At 63.2% G+C, this 21858-nt stretch carries 19 protein-coding genes; 13 read left to right on the top strand and 6 right to left on the bottom strand.

What is annotated here, in order from left to right:
- The 6 genes from BLS51_RS06450 to BLS51_RS06425 are packed head-to-tail and all read left to right on the top strand — an operon-like array spanning nucleotide 1 to nucleotide 4676.
- Nucleotides 1-1185, top strand: a complete 1185-nt coding sequence (locus BLS51_RS06450; protein ID WP_175472518.1) for a beta-ketoacyl-ACP synthase — start codon at nucleotides 1-3, stop codon at nucleotides 1183-1185.
- Nucleotides 1182-1643, top strand: a complete 462-nt coding sequence (locus BLS51_RS06445; RefSeq protein ID WP_090176362.1) for a hotdog family protein — start codon at nucleotides 1182-1184, stop codon at nucleotides 1641-1643. Before BLS51_RS06450 ends, BLS51_RS06445 begins: the two co-directional genes overlap by 4 nt.
- Nucleotides 1640-2377 carry a 3-oxoacyl-ACP reductase FabG gene (gene fabG / locus BLS51_RS06440; protein WP_090176365.1) on the top strand — a complete coding sequence of 246 codons (738 nt, stop codon included), beginning with the start codon at nucleotides 1640-1642 and terminating at the stop codon, nucleotides 2375-2377. Before BLS51_RS06445 ends, fabG begins: the two co-directional genes overlap by 4 nt.
- Nucleotides 2374-3606, top strand: a complete 1233-nt coding sequence (locus BLS51_RS06435; RefSeq protein WP_090176370.1) for a beta-ketoacyl-ACP synthase — start codon at nucleotides 2374-2376, stop codon at nucleotides 3604-3606. The genes fabG and BLS51_RS06435 overlap by 4 nt, the downstream gene beginning before the upstream one ends.
- Before the next feature lie 10 nt (nucleotides 3607-3616).
- Nucleotides 3617-4051: an excinuclease ATPase subunit gene (locus tag BLS51_RS06430; protein ID WP_090176373.1), complete on the top strand. Its 435-nt coding sequence runs from the start codon at nucleotides 3617-3619 to the stop codon at nucleotides 4049-4051.
- 1 nt (nucleotide 4052) lies between these two features.
- On the top strand, nucleotides 4053-4676 hold the full coding sequence (locus tag BLS51_RS06425; protein WP_090176376.1) for a 4'-phosphopantetheinyl transferase family protein: 624 nt from the start codon (nucleotides 4053-4055) through the stop codon (nucleotides 4674-4676).
- Here BLS51_RS06425 and BLS51_RS06420 read toward each other — a convergent pair whose 3' ends face one another.
- A complete protein-coding gene (locus BLS51_RS06420) occupies nucleotides 4677-5522 on the bottom strand; it encodes a polysaccharide deacetylase family protein (RefSeq protein ID WP_229207366.1) in 846 nt (281 codons plus the stop codon). It abuts the gene before it with no gap.
- 88 nt (nucleotides 5523-5610) lie between these two features.
- Between BLS51_RS06420 and BLS51_RS06415 the strand changes: the two genes are divergently transcribed.
- Nucleotides 5611-6336: a class I SAM-dependent methyltransferase gene (locus BLS51_RS06415; protein WP_090176387.1), complete on the top strand. Its 726-nt coding sequence runs from the start codon at nucleotides 5611-5613 to the stop codon at nucleotides 6334-6336.
- A 43-nt stretch (nucleotides 6337-6379) separates the two neighbouring features.
- Here the strand turns inward: BLS51_RS06415 and BLS51_RS06410 are convergent, their stop codons facing one another.
- Both BLS51_RS06410 and BLS51_RS06405 read right to left on the bottom strand, forming a co-directional pair.
- Nucleotides 6380-6937 carry an outer membrane beta-barrel protein gene (locus BLS51_RS06410; RefSeq protein WP_090176390.1) on the bottom strand — a complete coding sequence of 186 codons (558 nt, stop codon included), beginning with the start codon at nucleotides 6935-6937 and terminating at the stop codon, nucleotides 6380-6382.
- Nucleotides 6938-7051: 114 nt separating this feature from the next.
- Nucleotides 7052-7276: an energy transducer TonB gene (locus BLS51_RS06405; protein ID WP_373994423.1), complete on the bottom strand. Its 225-nt coding sequence runs from the start codon at nucleotides 7274-7276 to the stop codon at nucleotides 7052-7054.
- A 179-nt stretch (nucleotides 7277-7455) separates the two neighbouring features.
- On the opposite strand from BLS51_RS06405, the gene BLS51_RS06400 reads away from it, so the two are divergent.
- The 3 genes from BLS51_RS06400 (at nucleotide 7456) to BLS51_RS06390 (ending at nucleotide 10555) form a co-directional block, all read left to right on the top strand.
- Nucleotides 7456-7638 carry a hypothetical protein gene (locus BLS51_RS06400; protein ID WP_090176393.1) on the top strand — a complete coding sequence of 61 codons (183 nt, stop codon included), beginning with the start codon at nucleotides 7456-7458 and terminating at the stop codon, nucleotides 7636-7638.
- Nucleotides 7639-7758: 120 nt separating this feature from the next.
- The gene (locus BLS51_RS06395) at nucleotides 7759-9657 is read left to right on the top strand and encodes an MFS transporter (protein WP_090176397.1); all 1899 of its coding nucleotides are present in this window, start codon (nucleotides 7759-7761) and stop codon (nucleotides 9655-9657) included.
- A gap of 145 nt (nucleotides 9658-9802) precedes the next feature.
- Nucleotides 9803-10555 (top strand): hypothetical protein, encoded by a 753-nt coding sequence (locus BLS51_RS06390; RefSeq protein WP_229207368.1) that lies wholly within the window; start codon nucleotides 9803-9805, stop codon nucleotides 10553-10555.
- Nucleotide 10556: 1 nt separating this feature from the next.
- On the opposite strand, the gene BLS51_RS06385 is transcribed toward BLS51_RS06390, so the two are convergent.
- From BLS51_RS06385 to BLS51_RS06375, 3 genes are read right to left on the bottom strand one after another with little or no spacing between them, the layout of a single operon-like run.
- Entirely contained in the window at nucleotides 10557-12086 is a 1530-nt protein-coding gene (locus BLS51_RS06385) for a hybrid sensor histidine kinase/response regulator (RefSeq protein ID WP_090176400.1), read from the bottom strand.
- Nucleotides 12087-12091: 5 nt separating this feature from the next.
- The gene (locus BLS51_RS06380; RefSeq protein ID WP_090176403.1) at nucleotides 12092-13582 is read right to left on the bottom strand and encodes an ATPase domain-containing protein; all 1491 of its coding nucleotides are present in this window, start codon (nucleotides 13580-13582) and stop codon (nucleotides 12092-12094) included.
- A gap of 52 nt (nucleotides 13583-13634) precedes the next feature.
- Nucleotides 13635-15782 (bottom strand): diguanylate cyclase domain-containing protein, encoded by a 2148-nt coding sequence (locus BLS51_RS06375; protein ID WP_229207369.1) that lies wholly within the window; start codon nucleotides 15780-15782, stop codon nucleotides 13635-13637.
- Nucleotides 15783-15990: 208 nt separating this feature from the next.
- On the opposite strand from BLS51_RS06375, the gene BLS51_RS06370 reads away from it, so the two are divergent.
- The 3 genes from BLS51_RS06370 to adeC are packed head-to-tail and all read left to right on the top strand — an operon-like array spanning nucleotide 15991 to nucleotide 21789.
- Nucleotides 15991-17196, top strand: a complete 1206-nt coding sequence (locus tag BLS51_RS06370; protein WP_090176409.1) for an efflux RND transporter periplasmic adaptor subunit — start codon at nucleotides 15991-15993, stop codon at nucleotides 17194-17196.
- Between the two features lie 11 nt (nucleotides 17197-17207).
- Nucleotides 17208-20345, top strand: a complete 3138-nt coding sequence (locus BLS51_RS06365; RefSeq protein WP_090176412.1) for an efflux RND transporter permease subunit — start codon at nucleotides 17208-17210, stop codon at nucleotides 20343-20345.
- A gap of 1 nt (nucleotide 20346) precedes the next feature.
- Complete coding sequence (gene adeC / locus BLS51_RS06360) at nucleotides 20347-21789, top strand: AdeC/AdeK/OprM family multidrug efflux complex outer membrane factor (protein WP_090176416.1); 1443 nt, start codon at nucleotides 20347-20349, stop codon at nucleotides 21787-21789.
- The last annotated feature ends 69 nt before the right edge of the window (nucleotides 21790-21858 follow it).

Raw genomic sequence — 21858 nt, 5'->3', positions numbered from 1 at the left:
ATGTTGAATATTTACCTGAACGATTGCGGCATTATTTGCGCACTTGGCGACAGCCATGCGCAGGTCAAGGCACGCCTGTACGCCGGCCAGTCCGGCGTACAGGCGAGCGGCCGCTGGTCGTCCGGACGTCAGTTGCCGCTGGGTGAGGTACAGGCAGAACTGCCTTCGCTGGCGCACCTGCCACCGCATCAGCGCAGCCGTAATAACGCGCTGGCGCTGTCCGCGCTGGCGCAGATCCGTCCCGCTGTGGAGGCGGCGATTGCCCGGTATGGCGCGGACCGCGTCGGCGTGGTGATCGGCACCAGCACCTCCGGTATCGGCGAGACCGAACAGGCGGTTGGCCAGCACGCCGCAGTGGGCGCGCTGCCGCAGGACTTCCATTACGCGATGCAGGAGATGGGATCGCCGGCCGAGATGCTGGCGCATGAACTGGGGCTGCGCGGCCCGGCCTATGTGCATTCCAGCGCTTGCTCGTCCAGCGCCAAGGCCATGGCCAGCGCCGCGCGCCTGATCCGCATGGGACTGTGCGATGCGGTGATCACCGGCGGCGCCGATTCGCTGTGCAGCTTCACCGTGGCGGGCTTCGCCTCGCTGGAGTCGGTCAGCCCGGCGCAGTGCAACCCAATGAGCGCCAATCGTCGCGGCATCAATATCGGCGAGGGGGCGGCCTTGTTCCTGATGACGGCGGAACCGGCATCGGTGGCGCTGCTGGGCTGGGGCGAATCGTCCGACGGACACCATATGTCCGCGCCCGATCCGGCCGGCGAGGGCGCACGGCTGGCGATGACGCAGGCTTTGCAGCGCGCCGGCGTGCAGCCGGCGCAGATCGATTACATCAATATGCATGGCACGGCGACGCCACAGAACGATGCGATGGAGTCGCGCGTGATCGAGAGCCTGTTCGGCTGCGAAGTGCCGGTCAGCTCGACCAAGCCATTCACCGGCCACACGCTGGGTGCGGCGGCAGCGATTGAAGCGGCGCTGTGCTGGCTGGCCATGCAGGACGATAACCCGGACGGCAAACTGCCGCCGCACCTGTGGGATGGGGCCGCCGACAGCGCGTTGCCGGCACTGAACCTGGCGCCGGTGGGCGCCACGCTGGGCCGCCCGTTGCGGCATGTGTTGAGCAGCTCCTTCGCCTTTGGCGGATCGAACGCGGTGCTGCTGCTGGGGAGAACCGCATGAATATGCCGGATATCCGCACGCTGGTGCCGCACTCCGGTCAGATGGTGCTGCTGGACCGCGCCATCAGCGCCGATACCGACGACTTCTGCGCCGAGGTGCGCATCCACGCCGGCAGCATGCTGGCGGATGAACGCGGTGTCGGCGCCTGGGTCGGTATCGAATACATGGCGCAGGCGATCGCCGCGCACGCTGGCTGGCTGGCCTTGCAGCGCGGTCACGAGGTCAAGGTCGGCTTCCTGCTTGGCTCGCGCAAGTATGAAGCGCAGGTATCGCAGTTTGCGCTGGGCGAGGTATTGCGGGTGCATGTGCACCGCGTGCTACAGGCCGAGAATGGCCTGGGTGCGTTTGAATGCCGCATCGATATCGTTGATGGCGCCAGCGCTGCGGCGACGGCGACGGTGACGGTATTCCAGCCGGATAATGTCAATCAATTTCTCAAAGATGGAAACGTAGGATGAATCAGAACAAATCCATGAGCGTGCTGGTGACGGGATCGTCGCGCGGCATCGGCAAGGCGATTGCGCTGCGCCTGGCGCGCGATGGCTATGACGTGGTGCTGCATTGCCGCAGCCAGCGCGCGGAAGCCGACGCGGTGGCGCAGCAGATCGAAGACATGGGCCGCGCCGCGCGCGTGCTGCAATTCGATATCAGCGACCGCGCCGCCACTGCTGCCGCGCTGGAGGCGGACGTTGAGCAGCACGGCTGCTACTACGGCGTGGTGTGCAACGCCGGCGTGGCGCGCGACAACGCTTTCCCGGCGATGTCCGGCGAAGACTGGGACATCGTGTTGCAAACCAATCTGGATGGCTTCTATAACGTGCTTAATCCGCTGATCATGCCGATGGTCCAGCGCCGCAAGCCGGGCCGCATCGTCACGCTGGCCTCGGTGTCGGGGCTGATCGGCAATCGCGGCCAGGTCAACTACAGCGCGGCGAAAGCCGGCATCATTGGTGCCACCAAGGCGCTGGCGCTGGAACTGGCCAAGCGCAACATCACCGTCAACTGCGTGGCGCCGGGCCTGATCGAAACCGACATGATCGAAGATGTGCCGATGGAAGAAGCGCTGAAGCTGATCCCGGCGCGCCGTGTCGGCAAGCCGGAAGAGGTGGCGGCAGCCGTCAGCTTCCTGGTGGGCGAAGAGGCGGGCTACATCACCCGCCAGGTTATTTCGGTCAACGGTGGCCTGGCATGAGCCGCCGCGTCGCCGTCACCGGTATGGCCGGCATCAGCCCGATCGGCAACGACTGGAAGGCAATCCGTCAGCGCCTGGGCGAGTACCGCAATGCGGTGGTACGCATGGCCGACTGGGAAGATTATGAAGGTTTGAACACGCGCCTGGGCGCACCGGCCGCACCGTTTGAACTGAACCAACGTTATCACCGCAAGGCGGTCCGCAGCATGGGCAGGGTAGCGCTGATGGCAACCCGCGCCACCGAACTGGCGCTGGCCGATGCCGGCTTGCTGGAACATCCGCTGTTGCAGAGCGGCCGCATGGGCGTGTCCTTCGGCTCGTCGGCCGGCACGCCGAGTGCGATCGGCGACTTTGGCCGCATGATGGAGGAACGCACCACCAAGGGCATCAATGCCACCACCTACATCAAGATGATGGCGCATACGGCGCCGGTCAACATTGGCGTGTTCTTCGGCATTACAGGTCGCGTGATCACCACCTCCAGCGCCTGCACCTCCGGCAGTCAGGGCATCGGTTACGCGTATGAGGCAATCAAGGGCGGCAAGCAGCTTGCCATGGTGGCCGGCGGCGCCGAGGAATTGTGCGCCACCGAGGCGGCGGTGTTTGATACGTTGTTTGCCACCAGCACCCGCAACGATGCGGGCCATACCACGCCGCGCCCGTTCGACGGCGGACGCGATGGGCTGGTGATCGGCGAGGGCGCCGGTTGCCTGATTCTGGAAGACATGGAGCACGCGCAAGCGCGCGGTGCCACGATCTACGCGGAACTGGTCGGCTTTGGCACCAATAGCGACGGCTGCCACGTCACCCAGCCGAACGCCGCCACCATGCAGACGGCGATGCAGCTGGCGCTGGAAGACGCCAATCTGCAAGCCGCAGATATTGGCTACGTCAATGCACACGGCACTGGCACGGCGCAAGGCGATATCGCCGAATCGCAGGCGACGCTGGCGGTGTTTGGCGGCGCCACGCCTATCAGTTCCCTGAAGAGTTATATGGGGCACACGCTGGGCGCCTGCGGTGCGCTGGAAGCCTGGATCAGCATCCAGATGATGAACGAAGGCTGGTTCGCGCCGACCATCAACCTGGACCAGATCGATCCGGAATGCGCGGCGCTGGACTACATCGCCGGCACCGGCCGCGCGTTGCAGTGCGAGTATGTCATGTCGAACAATTTCGCCTTCGGCGGCATTAACACGTCGCTGATTTTTAAACGCCACGTCAAATAGGGAAATAACCATGAAAAAAAAGCTGTTTGTTGCCGCGCTGCTGGCCGCCTCGTTCTCCGCCTCGGCGGCTGATACCATGATCAAGTTTCCGATCGCCGGCGCCATGTCTGTCAATGACGCTGAAAAGCGCCTGGACGAAGGCGTGAAGTTCTATTTCGCCGGCCAGCCGACGCCGAAAGTGCTGACCAAAGTCACCAGCGACAAGACCAGCCAGCGTACCAACAGCTTTGGCAAGTCGGCCGAGAAGGCCTGCAACTGGGTGTTCCTGTCGGCCATGCTGGCGTTGCAGAAGCGCGCCCAGGAAGTCGGCGCCAATGCGGTGATTAACATCGTCAGCAATTACAAGGATGTTGAGATGGCCAGCGCCACCGAGTTTGAATGCGCTGAGGGCGCCATCATGGCGGGCGTTGCTCTGAAGGCTGATTTCGTCAAGGTCGCGCCATAATATGAGTTCAGTGGTTACGCTGTGGATGGTGGATGCAGACGCCGTGACGGATGCGGATCTGCTGCGCTATCGCAGCTGGCTCTCGCCTGGTGAGGAGGCGCGCTACCAGCGCTTTGTGCGCTCCCACCGCCAGCGCCAGTTCGTGGTGGGCCGCGTGCTGCTGCGGCTGGCGCTGGGGCGCTTGATGCACATCGCGCCGCAGGAGGTCAAGCTGGAAGAGCAGGTAGGCAAGGCGCCGCGCCTGGCGGCACCGCTGCTGAAAGGTGCGGCCCCTGGCTTCAGCATTGCCCACAGCGGCCGCTGGGTGGCGTGTGCTGTAAGCGCGCAAACCGCGCTGGGACTGGACATCGAGCTGTGCGACGCGACGCGCGACCTGCACGCCCTGGCGGCACAAGCTTTCGATGCCGACGAGATGGCGCAGTGGACACGCATTCAGAATTTGCCGGCTGATGAGCGCACCGATGGTTTTTACCGTTTGTGGAGCGAGAAGGAAGCGCGCTTCAAACTGGGCCTGACCGCCGGCGGGCATTGCGTGGCGATACCCCATGCGGAACTATCGGTGGTGGTGTGCAGCGAGCAGCCGTTGGCGCAACGGCCGCAGATCGAGATGACTACGCTGCCGTGACTACTGCCATAGCCAGTTCCACAGGCCGGGCAGCTGCGGCTTGGCGTCCGGGTTGCTGACGGTGGCGGCCAGGGCGGCGCGTTCCAGTTCATCGTGCTTGTCGTAGAACGGCTTGTCGGCCAGCGGCACGTTGAGTTCGCGCGCCACGTCCAGCAGGATGTCGATGTATTCCTCGATGTGGCGAGAGGTGTAGGTGTTTACATCATGGAAAGTGACCACCACTGGCGTGTATCCGTCCACCGCCGGCATGGTGCCGGCGGCCCAGCGCTTGCGGGTTTCTGCCAGGTGGGTCAACATGTTGGAGCGCTTGTGCCAGCTGAAGTTGATGCCGTAAATTTTGCCGTCATTGGCGTTCAAGTCGGTCAGCAACATGTGCAAGCCGTGCGCCTGGTAAGAGGCCAGCGTCGCGGCGTCGTAGGCCCAGAAGGGCGGACGTACCAGCTTGGGGGCGACGCCGGTTTCGGCGATCAGGTCGTCGACGCCCAGCCGCATGGTTTCATCCAGCCTTTCACGGCTCATGAAGCGATGATTGGAGTGAAACGATGTGGCGGAATGCAGCGCGACGACATGGCCTTCGCCATGTTCGCGACGGATCAGGAAGCGGCCCATCTGGGTGCCGCCGCCATGCCAGGCACGGGTTTGGGTGAAGAATACGGCCTTGATGTTTTTACGCGCCAGGACGTCGAGAATGTGCACCGTCGGGTTGTCGTTGACGGCCGCCGCCGGGCCGTCGTCGAAGGTCAGCAGAAAGCGGATCGGCGCAGGCTGGTCCTGTGCCTGCGCACCTGCGCACAATAGCAGTAGAGAGAAAGCAGCAAGCAGTAGGTGGGGACGGAGCACTGACACGGAATGGATCGCTAAATTCGGTCCGATATTGTACGTGAATTTGCGTAACTCACCGCGCTTTGAATAACATTGAAAAGAAGAAGGGCTTATGAGCGCCAATGTAGATCTGATGCAGCCACCCGGTGATCCCCACGTGCCGGAAACGGCTTTCGGCAAGTGGTTTTTGCGCACCGAGACCTGGACCGTGCACGTGCTGGAGCGCGCATTGAAGGACCTGGATCGTTTGATGCCGGCAGGTGCGCCGCGCAGCTTTGACGTGGTGGCGGATGTCGGCTGTGGCTATGGCCGTTCGCTAGGCAAGTTGCAACAGCGTTTTTCGCCGCAGCGTCTGATCGGCATGGACATCGACCCTGAAATGCTGGAGGAATCCGCTAAAGAGGTGGCGGCGCTGAACATCAAAGCTGACTTTATCTGCTGCTCCAGTTCCAATATCAAGCTGGAAGATAACTCGGTCGACCTGCTGTTCTGCCACCAGACCTTTCACCACCTGATTGATCAGGAGCGCGCGATCGAAGAGTTCTTCCGCGTACTCAAACCAGGCGGCGTGCTGCTGTTTGCCGAATCGACCCGCCGCTACATACACTCCTGGGTTATCCGCCTGCTGTTCCGCCATCCGATGGATGTGCAGAAAACCGCGCCGGAATACCTTGCCATGGTGCGCAGCGCCGGCTTCTCGGTGCCGGATAGCGCGGTGTCCTATCCCTTTCTGTGGTGGAGCCGCGAAGACCTGGGGATGATGGAGAGCGTCTTCCGCATCAAGCCACCGGCGGTGCGCGAGGAAACCCTGATCAACCTGGTCGCGGTCAAACCATAAAAAAAAGCCGGCGCGAAGCCGGCTTTGCTTTAAGCGCTGTGGCTTAGAAGGCGTAACGCACGCCAGCCGAGATCAGGTTGGCTTTGATGTGGGCGTCGCCGTCTTTGGCGATCTTGCCGAAGTACTCGTATTCAGCAACGAAGCTGACATTTTTGTTCAGCACGAAGGCCGCGCCAACGCTGACGTATGGCGAGGTCTGGTTGTCGGAACCGCTTTCCGAGTAGCCCAGTGCCGATGCCGACACTTTCACGTGGTTGTAGGCGGCGCCTACTTTGCCGATCAGCGCGAACTGTTCGTTCAGTGGCAGGGTGCCGGTGGCAGCCACGTACAGCGAGCGTGCTTTCGAGGCGATGCGTGCGCCGCTGGCCGATTTTTCCGCTTCACGCAGATCGGCCGCGCCGACTTCAACGCCGAAGTTCTGGGTGTAGTTGTAGCCGCCGTACACTTTGTACGCGGTGTCGTGATCTTTCAGCGAGTAGCCGTCGAGTTCAACTTTTTGTTCGGCACGGCCGACGTTGCCGCCGATGTATGCGCCTTCAGCGTGCGCGGCCAGTGGAGCAGCCAGGGCTGCGATCAGTGCGATCAGTACGTTCTTTTTCATTTGCTATCCTAAAGTGTGGCTAAGAAAGCAAAACGGAACATCCTGCTTCATGCGGATGTTCCGTTTCGCCGGGGCAATATTATATAGAAAGATAGCAAAGCTTGCAAATCAACTTCAGCGAGTATCAGTCCAGGCTCCAGGCGTATTGCATTTTTGTCCAGGACTGTTGCGGTGCGCCTTCCACCGTACCGGGTTTGAATCTGCACAGGCTGAGGCCGGCCTGGGCGGCACGGTCCAGCTTGCGGAAGCCGCTGGATTTTCCACCCGCGAATCGGCCACCTTGCCATCCACGCCGATCAGTAAAGCAAGCATGACTGTGCCGGTGTCGCCATTGCGCAGCGCGTTCTTCGGATAGTCCGGCTTGCCGCACGTCTGGCGGCAGGCAGACGTATCAATATTGTCATATCAATTCGCTAAAATTTATCTTTGGATGTAAACGATTCTCATTTACTATATTCGCTTTAAAATACACACCGACTTCAGCGTCGGCGTGCAAGGCGCAATGTAAGGAGGATGAGATGAACTGGATCTGTATCGGTGTGGCGGCACTTGCTGCGCTGTGCCTGTACCTGGCGTCGCCGCACCAGTCGCTGTGGCCGGCGGCGCTGAAGCGCCAGGCCTTTCTGCGCTGGCTGTCGGTGCCGCTGGCGGTGGGCGCGATCGCCAGCGCGGTCGACGCCTATGGCTTCTGCATCCTGTAAGGTCTGGCGCTGGCCACTCCACCTGATCTAGCGTGGCGCAGCGCTTGAGGCAACGCATGCCGGACGGTTCCGGCATGCGGTTATAATCCGCTCAATCTTTCCTGAACGGACACGTCCCTCATGAGCCAGCCCAATCAGTTTTCCCTGTTAAAGCAACGCCGCTTCGCGCCGTTTTTCTGGACCCAGTTCCTCGGCGCGTTCAACGACAATCTGTTCAAGACGGCGCTGGTGGTCATCATCACCTTCGATGCACTGAGCTGGACCACGATGTCGCCGTCGCTGGTGACCAACCTGATCCCCGGCCTGTTCATCCTGCCGTATGTGCTGTTCTCCGCCACCGCCGGTCAGCTGGCCGACAAGTTCGAGAAGTCTGGCCTGACGCGCTTCGTCAAGTGGCTGGAGCTGGCCATCATGTGCGTGGCAGGCATCGGCTGGGTGACGCATCACCTTTGGCTGCTGATCGCTGCGGTGGTTGGCATGGGCATTCATTCCACCTTGTTCGGACCGGTCAAATATGCCTACTTGCCGCAGCAGCTGAAATCGGAAGAACTCATCGGCGGCAACGGCGTTACTGAAATGGGCACCTTCGTCGGCATCCTGATGGGCGAGGTGCTGGGTGCGGTGCTGGTGGTGCAGCAGCCGAATGGCTTGTGGCTGGAAGCTGCCGCCACGGTGCTGGTGGCGGGCATGGGCCTGGTGGCCGCGTATCGCATCCCGCATTCGCCGGCGCCGGCGCCGGAACTGAAGATCAGCTGGAACTTCATCGGCGAATCGGTCCGCAATATCAATTACTCGCGCAAGAACCGCACGGTGTTCCTGTCGATGCTGGGCAACTCCTGGTTCTGGTTCTACGGCGCGCTGGTGCTGGCGCAGTTCCCCGTGTACGCCAAGGACTACCTGCACGGCGACCACAGTGCCTTCGTGCTGCTGCTGACCATCTTCTCGCTGGGCGTGGGCAGCGGCTCGCTGCTGTGCGAGCGCCTCTCCGGCCGCAAGGTGGAGATCGGCCTGGTGCCGTTTGGCTCGATCGGCCTGACCATCTTCGGCGTTGACCTGTATTTCGCCAGCCTGGCTTACAGCACTGCGGCGGTGGCGGGCGCACACATGGATGCGTTCGCGCTGATGGCGCAGCATGGCATGTGGCGCATCCTGTTTGATGTGCTGATGATTGGCATGTTCGGCGGCTTCTTCATCGTGCCGCTGTTCGCACTGATCCAGACCCGCTGCGATCCGGCGCACATCTCGCGCACCATCGCCGGCATGAACATCCTCAATGCGCTGTTCATGGTGGCGGCGGCCGGCCTGGCCATTGTGCTGCTGGGGCAGGGCCTGAGCATCCCTGAACTGTTCCTGGTGACGGCGTTGCTGAACGCGGTGGTGGCGATTTACATCTTCTCGCTGGTGCCTGAATTCCTGATGCGCTTCATGGCCTGGCTGCTGATCCACACCATCCACCGGGTCGACACGGTTGACGCCGAGCGCATTCCGGCGGAAGGGGCGGCGGTGCTGGTGTGTAACCACGTCAGCTATGTCGACGCGATTGTCATCGTGGCGGCGGCACCGCGGCCGATCCGCTTCGTCATGGACCACCGCATCTTCAAGCTGCCGCTGCTGGGCTGGATTTTCCGCACCGCGCGTGCGATCCCGATCGCGCCGGCCAAGGAAGACCCGTGGCTGATGGAGAAAGCCTATATCGACATCGCCCAGGCGCTGCACGAGGGCGAGCTGGTATGCATTTTCCCCGAAGGTCAGCTGACCCGCACCGGCGACATCAACGACTTCAAGGGCGGTATCGCCAAGATCATCGAGCGCACCCAGGTGCCGGTGATCCCGATGGCGTTGCGCGGCCTGTGGGGCCATCTGCTGAGCCGCAACAAGGAAAATGCTTTCGGTCGCGCCTTCCGCAGCGGTTTGCGCTCGCGCCTGTCGCTGGCGGTGGGCGAACCGGTGGCGCCGCAGGACGTCACGCCGGACGACCTGAAACAGCGCGTGGCGACGCTGCGCGGCGATTGGAAATAAGACAATTTGGCCTAAATGTCCATGTCATAGTGGTGAGGAAATGTAACTTACCACAGGTTACAAATTACGGATCTGGATTTACAGGTTTTCTTTAGACTGCATGCGGCGCTTCACGAGAGCGTCTCATAAAACTAGGGGAAATCAGATGAAAAATACCACCACCGCGCTGGCAGCGGCGGCGCTGCTGGCGTTGACCGCCTGCGGCGGCTCCGACAGCTACACGCCACCACCGCAAGCCGCGCCAACGCCAGTACCGGCACCTACGCCGGTTGCTTCGACCATCAGCGTCGACTTCAGCCAGGGCATCGACGGCTGGATACCCGGCGTGGCCGACTACTTCGATGATGATGCGCCGAGCGAAACCGGCTATGGCTGGTCCAAGCTGCCACCGGGCACCGGATTGAGCGGCATGGGCTTCTACCTGACCAGCCATAACAACAGCGACAACGTCATGACCTATGTGAAGCACCAGTACAGCGGTTTTGTACCCGGCGCAAAATACAGCCTGACTTTCTCGCTGACCCACGCCACCGATGCCTCGCAGGATTGCTTTGGCGCAGGCGGTTCGCGCGGCGCCAGCATTTATATGGTGGCGGCGGCCAGCGGCGATGAGCCGAAGACGGTCAAGCAAGCCAATGGCGAATACCGCATGAACCTGGATCGCGGCAACAACGCTGAATCCGGCACGCAGGGCAAGGTGCTGGGCCTGCTCGGTTCGGAAGAGCTGGAGTGCGGTGGCGCCGGCTGGGCCAAGGTCACCCGCAAGTTGGACGACACCATCGCGGTGACCGCCGACAAGGAGGGCAAGCTGTGGATCGTGCTGGGCACCGACTCCGGCTTTGAATCGGCCAACGCGCTGTACCTGCTGAGCGCGACGGTCAACGTCAAGCCGCAGTAAGTCAGCGCGCCGCCTGGACCTGGTCGCGGTTTTGCCGTGCGCCGGCCAGGCGGATGATTTGTTCCAGTTCCACCGGCTTCACCAGGTGATGGTCGAAGCCGGCTTCCACCGTGCGCCGGCGCGCGTCGTGCTGGCCCCAGCCGGTCAGGGCCAGCATCAGGATATGCTCGGCGCCGGGTTTCTGGCGAATGGCGCGCGCGGTTTCGTAGCCATCCATGCCCGGCATGCCGAGGTCCATGATGACCATGTCCGGCGTCTGTTGCTCGACTGCGGCGATGGCGGCCATGCCATCGTAGGCGGTGCGTACATCGAAGCCATCCAGTTCCAGCAGCGCGGTCAGCGAATCGGCCGCGTCCTCGTTATCGTCCACCACCAGCACCTGCATCTTGCGGCCGTCCGTGCCGGCCTGCTGCGCCAGCGGCACCGCGTCGCGCGCGCCGCCGTGGTCCACCACCGGCAGGCGGATGATGAATTCCGTGCCTTTGCCGGGACCTTCGCTGTAAGCGTCCACTGTGCCACCGTGCATTTCGGCGAACTCACGCGCCAGGCTCAGGCCGATTCCCAGGCCGCTGGAGAACTGGCCGTTGACGGTCTTGCTCTGTTCGAACATGCGGAAAACGCGCGGGATGGTGTCGGCATCCATGCCGATGCCGTCGTCGCGTATCGACACCAGCAGCGCGCCATCGTCAACGCTGGCGCGCACCACCACATGCCCGGCCTGCGGCGTGAACTTGACCGCGTTGGACAGGATGTTGGCGTAGATTTGCACCACGCGCGCGTAGTCGATGTCCAGCATGATCTCGCTGGGCGGCAGTTGCCAGCTGATGTGGATGCGCTTGGCGTCGGCCGCGTGCTGGCATAGTTCGCTGACATGGTTCAGCACCGAGGCCAGCGACGCCAGCTGGCGTTGCAGCGTGATCTTGCCGCTGGTGATGCGCGCCACGTCCAGCAGGTCATCGACCAGCCGCGTCAGCAGGCGCACCTGGCGTTCCACCATGTCGCGGATGCGCGCCACCGGCGCCGCGTCCGGGTACATATGCGTCAGCAGCGACACCGAGGTGCGGATCGGCGCCAGCGGGTTGCGCAGTTCGTGGCCCAGGCTGGCGAGGAACTCGTCCTTGCGGCGTGCCGCCTCGCGTACCTGGTACTGCTTGTTGCGAGCGCGCAGCGTGGCGTGCAACGCGGTGATCAGGGTCAGCGTGCGCACCGGCCGTTCCATCAGGCTCAGGTTACCGAGCCCGGCCACCGCCTGCCGCACCACCGGCGAATCGGCGCCGTTATGCGTCAGCAGGATGATCGGCAGGTCGGACCAGTCGGGCTGGCGCAGCACGCAGGCTTGCAGCAGCTGCAAGCCGCCTGGCGCCAGCGCTTCTTCCACCGTCAGCACGGCGCCGGCGCCTTGCTCCAGTTGCTGCGCCAGTTCGGGCAGCGTGGTGCAGACGTGGCTGTCGATGGCGGCCATCGCCAGCACCTTGGCCGCCAGCGGCGCATCCTGGCCGGTGGGCGCGTAGATCAGGATGCGGGTTTCCATGGCGGTCAGTGCGCCTGCGCGTCGCTGCCGCTGCCGTGGTAGGCGGGGACACCGGTCAGCACGCCGTGGAAATCCTTCAGCACCGGCCCCACCTTCAGGCCGCCAGGGCCGACCTCGAAGCGGCGCAGCGTGCGCTCATGGGTGCTGCCGCGTTTCTTGAACACGGAGATGGCCTGGCGCACCTCGCCGGCGGCCTCAAAGTAACGCAGCAGGATGACGTTGTCGGCCAGGTAGCTGGCGTCGACATTATTGGTCATTGCGCTGCCCAGCATGCCGGATTGCACGCCGACGATGATGCTGACCACGCCGCGCTGGCCCAGCCAGGTCAGCAGCTCGTGCAGGTAGATAATCAGGAAGCGCTCGTCCGGCACGGCGTTCAGGTAGCCGTTCAGGCTGTCGATGACCACCAGCCGCGCGCCATTCTCCACCGATTGCATGACGGCGCTGGCAAATTCACCGGGCGACAATTCGGCCGGATCGACCTGCTGCACCGCCAGCAGTTGTTTGTCGATGGCTTCGGTCAGGCTCATGCCCAGATTGGCGCTGCGGTTCAGCAAATTGTTGCGCGCCTCCTCGAACAGGAACATGGCGCAAGGTTCGCCGCGCTGCGTGGCGGCGTGCACGAACTGCGTCGCCAGTGAGGACTTGCCAGTACCGGACGGACCGGTAAGCAGCGTGCTCATGCCTTCTTCCAGGCCACCGCCCATCAGCGCGTCCAGTTGCGGCAAGCCGCTGGACAGTTGCTGGCGCTGGGTGTTTTCGCGCGATTCGGCTGCCACCAGGCGCGGATAGATTTGCAGCCCGCCTTTGATGATCTTGTAGTCGTGCGCGCCGCCGCGAAAGGCGATGCCGCGATACTTGACCACGCGCAGGCGGCGCCGTTCAGCGCCGTAGTTCTGGTCGGCCAGCTCCAGCGTGAATACCGCGTGCGCCAAGCTGCGCACCTGCAGGTCGGTGGACAGGGCGGTGCGGTCGTCGAGGAAGATGGTGGTGCATTGGCGGCTGCTCAGGTACTGCTTCAGCGCCAGCACCTGGCGGCGATAGCGCAGCGGACTTTCCGCCAGCAGTTGCAGTTCCGACAGTGAGTCCAGCACCACCCGGCGCGGCTGGTATTTGTCGACGGCCGCCAGGATGCGCTGCGTGGTGTTGCCCAGTTCGATTTCGGACGGATGGAAGATTGTGTATTGCTGGTCCGGATCGAGCGCTTTCTCGTCGGGGATGATTTCTTCGATGCGGATGCTGTCCATGCTCCAGCCGTGCGATTGCGCCACGCTGCGCAATTCGATCGCCGTCTCCCCCAGCGTGATGTACAACGAGGACTCGCCGCGCCGCACGCCTTCATTGAGGAACTGCAGCGCCAGCGTGGTCTTGCCGGTGCCTGGCTCGCCTTCGACCAGGTACAGGCGATCGCGGGTCAGGCCGCCTGCCAATACTTCGTCCAGGCCCGGCACGCCGGTCGATAGAAAGTCGGTAGTCAGGCTGTTTTGCTCTTGCATGGGGCATGGTCCAGACAAAAAAATATAATCTGGACAATACTACCTGAATTGACTATCGCCGCGCGCGCTGCTGAATTCCCTGTTGCTTGTGGCGGTACATGGCGCGGTCGGCGCGACCCAGCAGGGTTTCGACGTCCTGCGGATCGTCCGGATGATGTAGCGCGATGCCGATGCTGGCGCTGAGGCTGACGCTGGTGGTTTTCAACGTGAACGGTTGCAGCAGTGCGTGGCGCAGCTTGTCGGCTGCTTCCTCGGCGGCGCCGTCGGCCGTCAGCATTTCCAGTATCACGATGAACTCGTCGCCGGCCAGGCGGCCGACGGTGTCGGTCTTGCGCACCGCGCCGCGCAACCGCGCGGCGAACTGGCGCAGCAGTTCGTCGCCTTCATCATGGCCGTGGCGGTCGTTGACCTGCTTGAAGCGGTCGAGATCGAGGAATAGCACAGCGCAGCTCTGGCGCGAACGGTTGGCGCGTTGCAGTGCCTCGGGCAGCGCCTGCATCAGCGCGCGGCGGTTGCACAGGCCGGTCAGGGTGTCGCGCAGCGCCATTTCCTCCAGCGAGGCGAACAGCGACTTGCGTTCGCTGATGTCGTGCAGGAAGGCGATGAACAAATGGCCGCTGCTGCGCGGCACGTAGGCCAGCGACACTTCCACCGGCAGTTCCTGGCCAGCACGGTTGTGCAGCGTCAGTTCGACCCGGCGGCTGAGCACGGCGGTGGCGCTGTCGGCCAGTTGCTGCATGTCGCGTTCGTAGGCGCGGCGCAGCGGTGCCGGCAGCATCATGGCGGCCAGCGGCTGGCCGATCACCTCGTTGCGTTTCCAGCCCAGCAGCCGCTCGGCCTGCTGATTCCACTCGCGGACCACGCCGCCCGGATCGAGGGCGATGAAGGCGTCGTGGGCGTTGTCGAGGATGGCGCGCAGTTCGGCCGCGCGTTCCTGCAACAGTTGCTGCGTGCTCTGTTCCTGGCCCAGCGCGCGCTCCAGTTGTAGCGCCTTGCGGGCGATTTCGCGGGTACGCTCGGCCACTGTCGATTCCAGCTTTTCATTCAGGCTGCGCAGCGCATCGAGATGGGCCTGTTCGTTGCGCAGCATCTCGGCCAGCGCGCGCGACAGCACTTGCGCTTCATGGAAGGTATCAACCGGCTGGATGGCCGGCAATGTCTCTGCCTGATCCGGTGCCGCCAGGCGTTCCTCGATGGTGTGGCTGAGCTTGTTCAACGGCCGCGTCAGGCGGCGGGTGACGAGGGCGGCGGCGAGCGCCATGGCCAGGCCGAGGATGGCGCCCAGCAGCAGGATCTGGCGTTCCAGCACGCGGGCGCCGGACAGGGCCTGCTCCTCCGGCTGGCGCACCAGGATGGACCAGCTCAGCGTGGCAGGATCGGCCGGATCGCCGCTGCGGGCATAGCCGGTCAGGTAGCTGCGGCCGTCGGGCCAGGTTTCCTTCAACGCGCCGGAAGCGCCGTCGCGCGCCAGCGTCAGGCTGTCACTGTTGATCTTTTGTTCTTCCATGCCCTGCGGGCCGAGGATGACCACGCCGTCGCCGCGCACCACGAAGATCTCGGCCGAGTATTGCTGGTCGGCCGGCGCCAGGATGGTTTGCACCATGCGCCGCGCCCAGCCCCAGCTCATGTGCACGCACAGCACGCCGAGCTGCTGGCCGTTGGCGTCTTTCAGCGGGCCGGAGGCGTCGACGAAGCGCCACGGATCGGCGCCGCCGGCGGGTTTCTTGCCGAGCAGCTTGGCCGGGTGGTAATCGCTGGCAAAGATTTGCTCCCTGCCGCCCTTGAACCAGTCGCGCTCGCTGACGTCACTGCCTTCCAGTACGCCCTGGGTGGCGGCGTACACCTTGCCGTCCGGCCTGGCCAGGCCGATCCAGGCGTAATCGGGAAAGGTTTTCTGCAAGCTTTCCAGCGCCGTGCGCACCTCGGCCGGCGAGCGGCCGTCACGCACGGCAGGCAGCTCGCTGAGCAACTGGACGTCGGCGGCCGCCTTGCGCACCACGCTGTTGAGCGAATCGCGCATCTGCCAGGACAACTGCTGCAGGCGCTGCTGGGCCTCCTTGCGGGCGTAGCCGATAGCGAAGTGATCCACCAGTATCAGCAAGGACAACACCGTCAGCATCACCGTGGCGCCAACACCGACGCTCACCAGCGTGGTGAGGCGGGGACGGGCACCGGATGGCGGAGGGAAAGTTAAGCGCACGGTCGTACCAAAAGATGACGAAAAGAAATTAACTGATTGTAGCATTGCAAGCTGGAATGCATTGGAAGTGCAGGGCGATCAGCCAGCCTTAAATCTCACTTAAACAACGCTTAAGGTTGCCGCACTGCACAAGAAAGTTGCTTGACTTAATTAGAATGATCGTTCATTCTATAGGCTGTGCTTAATTTTTATACAGAAAGCTCATCATATGGAAGCCCTGTTCTGCAAAAAAACGATGCTGCGCACCGCTGGTGCCGCAGCCATAGTCTCCGCACTGGCCGTTCTGGCCGGCTGCTCCAAGTCCACGTCCGAAGCACCTCAACAACAGCAGGTGGCGGAAGTGGGCGTTTTCAAAGTGGCGCAAGCGCCGCTGCAAATCACGACCGAACTGCCGGGCCGCACCAGCGCTTACCAAGTCGCTGAAGTGCGCCCGCAGGTCAACGGTCTGATTCAGAAACGCCTGTTTGTCGAGGGTGCCGACGTTAAAGCCGGCATGCCCTTGTATCAGATCGATCCGGCCATCTACCAGGCTGCCTACAACTCCGCCAAGGCCACGCTGGCCAAGGCCAAGGCCAACCTGTTGACCGCCGCGCCGAAAGTGCAGCGTTACAAGGAGCTGGTCGCCATCGAAGGCGTCAGCAAGCAGGAATACGATGACGCCGTCGCCGCCCACGAGCAGGCCAAGGCTGACGTGGAATCGGCCAACGCCGCGCTGGAACAAGCCAAGATCAACGTCAACTACACCCACGTCGATGCGCCGATCAGTGGCCGCATCGGCCGTTCGAGCGTGACGCCGGGCGCGCTGGTCACCGCCAACCAGACCACCGCGCTGACCACCGTGCAGCAGCTGGACCCGATCTACGTCGACGTCACCCAGTCGAGCGAAGACATGCTGCGCCTGAAGCGTGAAGTGGAGAGCGGCGGCCTGAAAAAAGACGGCCAGGCCAAAGTCACGTTGCTGCTGTCGGACGGCAGCAAGTACGCCGAAGCCGGCAAGCTGCAGTTCTCCGATGTCTCGGTTGATCCGGGCACCGGCAACGTGACGCTGCGCGCGCTGTTCCCGAATCCTAAACATGATCTGCTGCCTGGCATGTTCGTGCGCGCGGTGGTGGAATCCGGCGTCGATGAGAAAGCCATCGCCGTGCCACAGCAGGGCGTGACCCGCAACCCGAAAGGCGAAGCAACCGCCATGGTGATCAACAAGGAAGGCAAGGTTGAACAACGCACGCTGGTTACCGGCAGCACGCTGGGCGACAAGTGGCTGGTCAAATCCGGCCTGGCCGAGGGCGACCTGCTGATTGTCGAGGGCCTGCAGAAAGTCAAACCGGGCGCGCCAGCCAAGCCTGCCGCCGCTGCCGCCGCGACTGCCGCTGCCGGCGGTGCGGCACCAGCCAACGCCAAGAGCGCGAAGTAAGGAGATAGCCCATGTCCCGTTTCTTTATTGATCGCCCGATTTTTGCGTGGGTGGTCGCGATTGTCATCATGCTTGGCGGCGTGATGGCGATTCTCGGCCTGCCGATATCGCAGTATCCAAGCATTGCACCGCCGTCGATTTCGATCACCGGCTCGTATCCAGGCGCCTCGGCCAAGACCGTGGAAGATGCCGTCACCCAGATCATCGAACAGAAGATGAAGGGTATTGATGGCCTGCGCTATATGTCGTCGTCGTCCGACGCCACCGGTGGCGTCAGCATCACGCTGACCTTCAAGAGCGGCACCAATCCTGACATCGCGCAGGTGCAGGTGCAGAACAAGCTGCAGCTGGCGACGCCGCTGCTGCCTGCCGCCGTGCAGCAGCAAGGCCTGGTGGTTGCGAAAGCCACCAAGAACTTCCTGCTGGTGCTGGGTTTCGTGTCTGAAGATGGCAAGATGACCAACGCCGACATCGGCGACTATGTGCTGGCCAACGTCACCGATCCGATCTCGCGCCTGGAAGGCGTGGGTGACGTGACCAACTTCGGTTCGCAGTACGCCATGCGCATCTGGCTGGACGCCGCCAAGCTGCAAAGCTACCAGCTGACGCCAGCCGACATTTCGTCGGCCATCACCGCGCAAAATGCCGAAGTGTCGGCCGGTGAACTGGGCGGCCTGCCAGCTGTCGCCGGCCAGCAGCTGAACGCCACTGTGACCGCGCAAAGCCGCCTGCAGACCGCCGAGCAGTTTGGCGCCATCCTGCTGAAAACCTCTGCCAACGGCGCCACCGTGCACCTGCGCGACGTGGCCCGCATGGAGCTGGGCCGTGAGAACTACAACATCACCGCCCGCTACAACGGCAAGCCTGCCTCCGGCATGGCGATCAAGCTGGCCACCGGCGCCAATGCACTGGATACCGCCAACCTGGTCAAGGCCAAAGTGGCCGAGATGGAAAAACGCTTCCCGCAAGGCCTGAAGGCCGTGGTGGCGTTCGACACCACGCCATTCGTCAAGCTGTCGATTGAAGAAGTGGTGAAGACCCTGGTGGAAGCAGTCATCCTGGTGTTCCTGGTGATGTACCTGTTCCTGCAAAACTTCCGTGCCACGCTGATTCCAACCATGGCGGTGCCGGTGGTGCTGCTGGGTACTTTCGCCATCCTGTCGGCGCTGGGCTACTCGATCAACACATTGACCATGTTCGCGGTGGTGCTGGCGATCGGCTTGCTGGTCGATGATGCCATCGTCGTGGTGGAAAACGTTGAACGTATCATGAGCGAGGAGGGGCTGTCGCCGCTGGAGGCAACCCGCAAATCGATGACGCAGATCAGCGGCGCGCTGGTGGGTATCGCGCTGGTGCTGTCGGCGGTGTTCGTGCCGATGGCCTTCTTCAGCGGTTCGACCGGTGTGATTTACCGTCAGTTCTCGGTGACGATCGTGTCGGCGATGGTGCTGTCGGTGCTGGTGGCGATGATCTTCACGCCGGCGCTGTGCGCGACCATCCTCAAGCCGGTGGAAAAGGGCCATCACATGGCCGATACAGGCTTCTTTGGCTGGTTCAACCGCACCTTTGACCGCAGCAGCACCAAGTATCAGGGCATCGTCGGTTCGATCCTGAACCGCAGCGGCCGTTCGCTGATCATCTACGCCGCCATCCTGGTGGTGATGGGCCTGGCCTTCGTGCGCCTGCCGACTTCCTTCCTGCCGGAAGAAGACCAGGGCGTGCTGTTCTCGCAGATCCAGCTGCCGACCGGCGCTACGCAAGAGCGTACGCTGAAGGTGATCGAGAAAGTGGAAAACCACTTCCTGGTCAACGAGAAGAACAACGTCGCTTCGGTATTCGCGGTGGCCGGCTTCAGCTTCGCGGGTAATGGCCAGAACAGCGGCATCGCCTTCGTCCGCATGAAGGACTGGTCCGAGCGTCCGGGCAAGGATAATCGCGTCAGCGCGATTGCCGGCCGCGCGATGGGCGCGCTGATGCAGATCAAGGATGCGATGGTGTTCGCCTTCGCGCCACCAGCCGTGCTGGAACTGGGTAACGCCTCCGGCTTCGACTTGCAGCTGCAGGATATCGGCGGCGTCGGTCACGATGCGCTGATGGCTGCGCGTAACCAGATGCTGGGCATGGCCTCGCAGAGCAAGGTGCTGGTCGGCGTGCGTCCGAACGGCATGGAAGATACGCCGCAGTACAAGATCACTGTCGACCAGCAGAAGGCCATCGCTTTGGGCCTGAAGGTGGATGATGTGAACAAGGTGCTGAGCACCGCCTGGGGCAGCTCGTACGTCAACGACTTCGTTGATCGTGGCCGCGTGAAGAAGGTGTACCTGCAAGGTGCGCCGGAAGCCCGCATGACGCCGGAAGACCTGAACAAGTGGTTCGTACGTAACACCGACGGCGAGATGGTGCCATTCTCGGCCTTCTCGACCGGCAAGTGGATCTACGCCTCGCCGCGCCTGGAGCGCTACAACGGCCTGCCGTCGACCGAGATCCTGGGCGCGCCTGCGCCGGGCCAGAGCTCGGGCGCCGCCATGGCGGAAATCGAAAAGCTGGCGGAAAAACTGCCGCCAGGTATCGGCTACGAGTGGACCGGCCTGTCGACCGAAGAACGCGACTCCGGCTCGCAGACCACGCAGCTGTATGCGATCTCGATCCTGATCGTGTTCCTGTGCCTGGCCGCGCTGTATGAAAGCTGGTCGGTGCCGTTCTCGGTGCTGCTGGTGGTGCCGCTGGGTGTGATCGGTACGGTGCTGGCCACCATGCTGTTCAAGCTGTCGAACGACGTCTACTTCCAGGTCGGCCTGCTGACCGTGATTGGCCTGTCGGCGAAGAATGCGATTCTGATCGTGGAGTTTGCCAAGGAATTGCAGGACAAGGGCGAGGACCTGAAGAAGGCCACGCTGCACGCAGTCAAGCTGCGTCTGCGTCCGATCCTGATGACGTCGATCGCGTTCGGCCTGGGCGTGCTGCCGCTGGCAATCAGCAGCGGCGCCGGTTCCGGCAGCCAGAACGCCATCGGCGTGGGCGTGTTGGGCGGCATGCTGACTGCGACCTTCCTGGGCATCTTCTTCGTGCCGCTGTTCTTTGTGCTGGTGCGTGGCTACTTCACTCCGAAGAAGCCGGCCGCTCCGGAAACCGCTGTAGAGGTGCATTAATATGAAAAAATCTTTGATGACGATGGCGGCGCTGGCGATGTTGGCCGGTTGCAGCCTGGCGCCGGTGTACGAACGCCCGGCGCAACCGGTGCCGCAGGCTTTCCCGAACGGCGACGCCTACAAGGGCGTGCCGCCGGCGGCCGCTGACGCCAAGCCGGTGTCGCAAATCCTGTGGCGCGAATACTTCGCTGACGCCAAACTGCGCCAGGTGATCGAGCTGGCGCTGGCCAACAACCGCGACCTGCGCGTATCGGTGCTGAACATCGAGAAGGCCAAGGCGCAGTACAACATCGATTCGGCGGCGCTGCTGCCGAAGCTGTCGGCCAATGTCAACCAGACCGCCACGCGCACGCCGTCGACCATGACCGGCACCGGCGAAGCCGCCATCAGCCGCCAGTACACCGGCGGCCTGGTGATGTCCTCGTATGAGCTGGACTTCTTCGGCAAGGTGCGCAACCAGTCGGAAGCCGGCCTGCAGACTTACCTCGGCACCGAGGAAGCGCGCCGCACGCAGCAGATCACTTTGGTGGCGGAAGTGGCGAATGCCTATTCGACGCTGATCGCCGATCAGCAGCGCCTGAAGCTGGCGCAGGAAACGCTGAAGTCGCAGCAGACCTCCTATGACCTGAGCAGGAAGCGTTTTGCCTCGGGCGTGGTGGCCGGCACAGATATGTACGATGCGCAGACCAGCGTGGAAACCGCGCGCAACGATGCAGCGGTCTACACCGCGCAAGTGGCGCTGGACCTGAATGCGCTGACGCTGCTGGTCGGCGGCGCCGTGCCTGACGACCTGCTGCCGACCGGCGAGCTGGAAGAGGTGACGCAGCTGGCTGCGATTCCGGCCGGCCTGCCGTCGGACCTGCTGCGTTCCCGTCCGGACGTGCAGGAAGCCGAACGTGCGCTGCGCGCCGCCAACGCCAATATCGGCGTGGCGCGTGCCGCCTTCTTCCCGAGCATTTCGCTGACCGCGTCCGGCGGCAGCGCCAGCACCACCTTGTCGGGCTTGTTCAAGGCTGGCTCGTCGACCTGGAGCTTCGCGCCGCAGATCAACCTGCCGATCTTCGACGCGGGCGTCAACCGCGCCAACCTGAATATCGCCAAGGCTGACCGCGACATCTCGGTGGCGCAGTACGAGAAGTCGGTGCAGACCGCGTTCCGTGAAGTGGCTGACGCACTGGCCACGCGCGGCACGCTGGACGAGCGCCTGTCGTCGCAGACCGCGCTGGTGGAAGCGTCGCAGAAGAGCTACACCATCAACGAGGCGCGCTATCGCCAGGGTGCGGATACCTACCTGAACGCGCTGGTGTCGCAACGCGCGCTGTACACCGCGCAGCAGGGCCTGATTACCACGCGCCTTGCAAAAACCAGCAACGCCGTCACCTTGTACAAGGTGCTGGGCGGCGGCTGGCAGCCGGAGCTGCCACAGCAACAGCCGCAAGGCTGATCCGGCGCGGCGGGCGCCATTTCGCGCCCGCCGTCTATACTATCTTTATCTGCCCCAGGCACATTACCA

It is taken from the genome of Duganella sp. OV510 (assembly GCF_900100205.1).
Lineage (GTDB): Bacteria > Pseudomonadota > Gammaproteobacteria > Burkholderiales > Burkholderiaceae_D > Rugamonas.
Note: the sequence above shows the minus strand (reverse complement) of the source record. Positions and strands in the feature narration are given on the sequence as shown.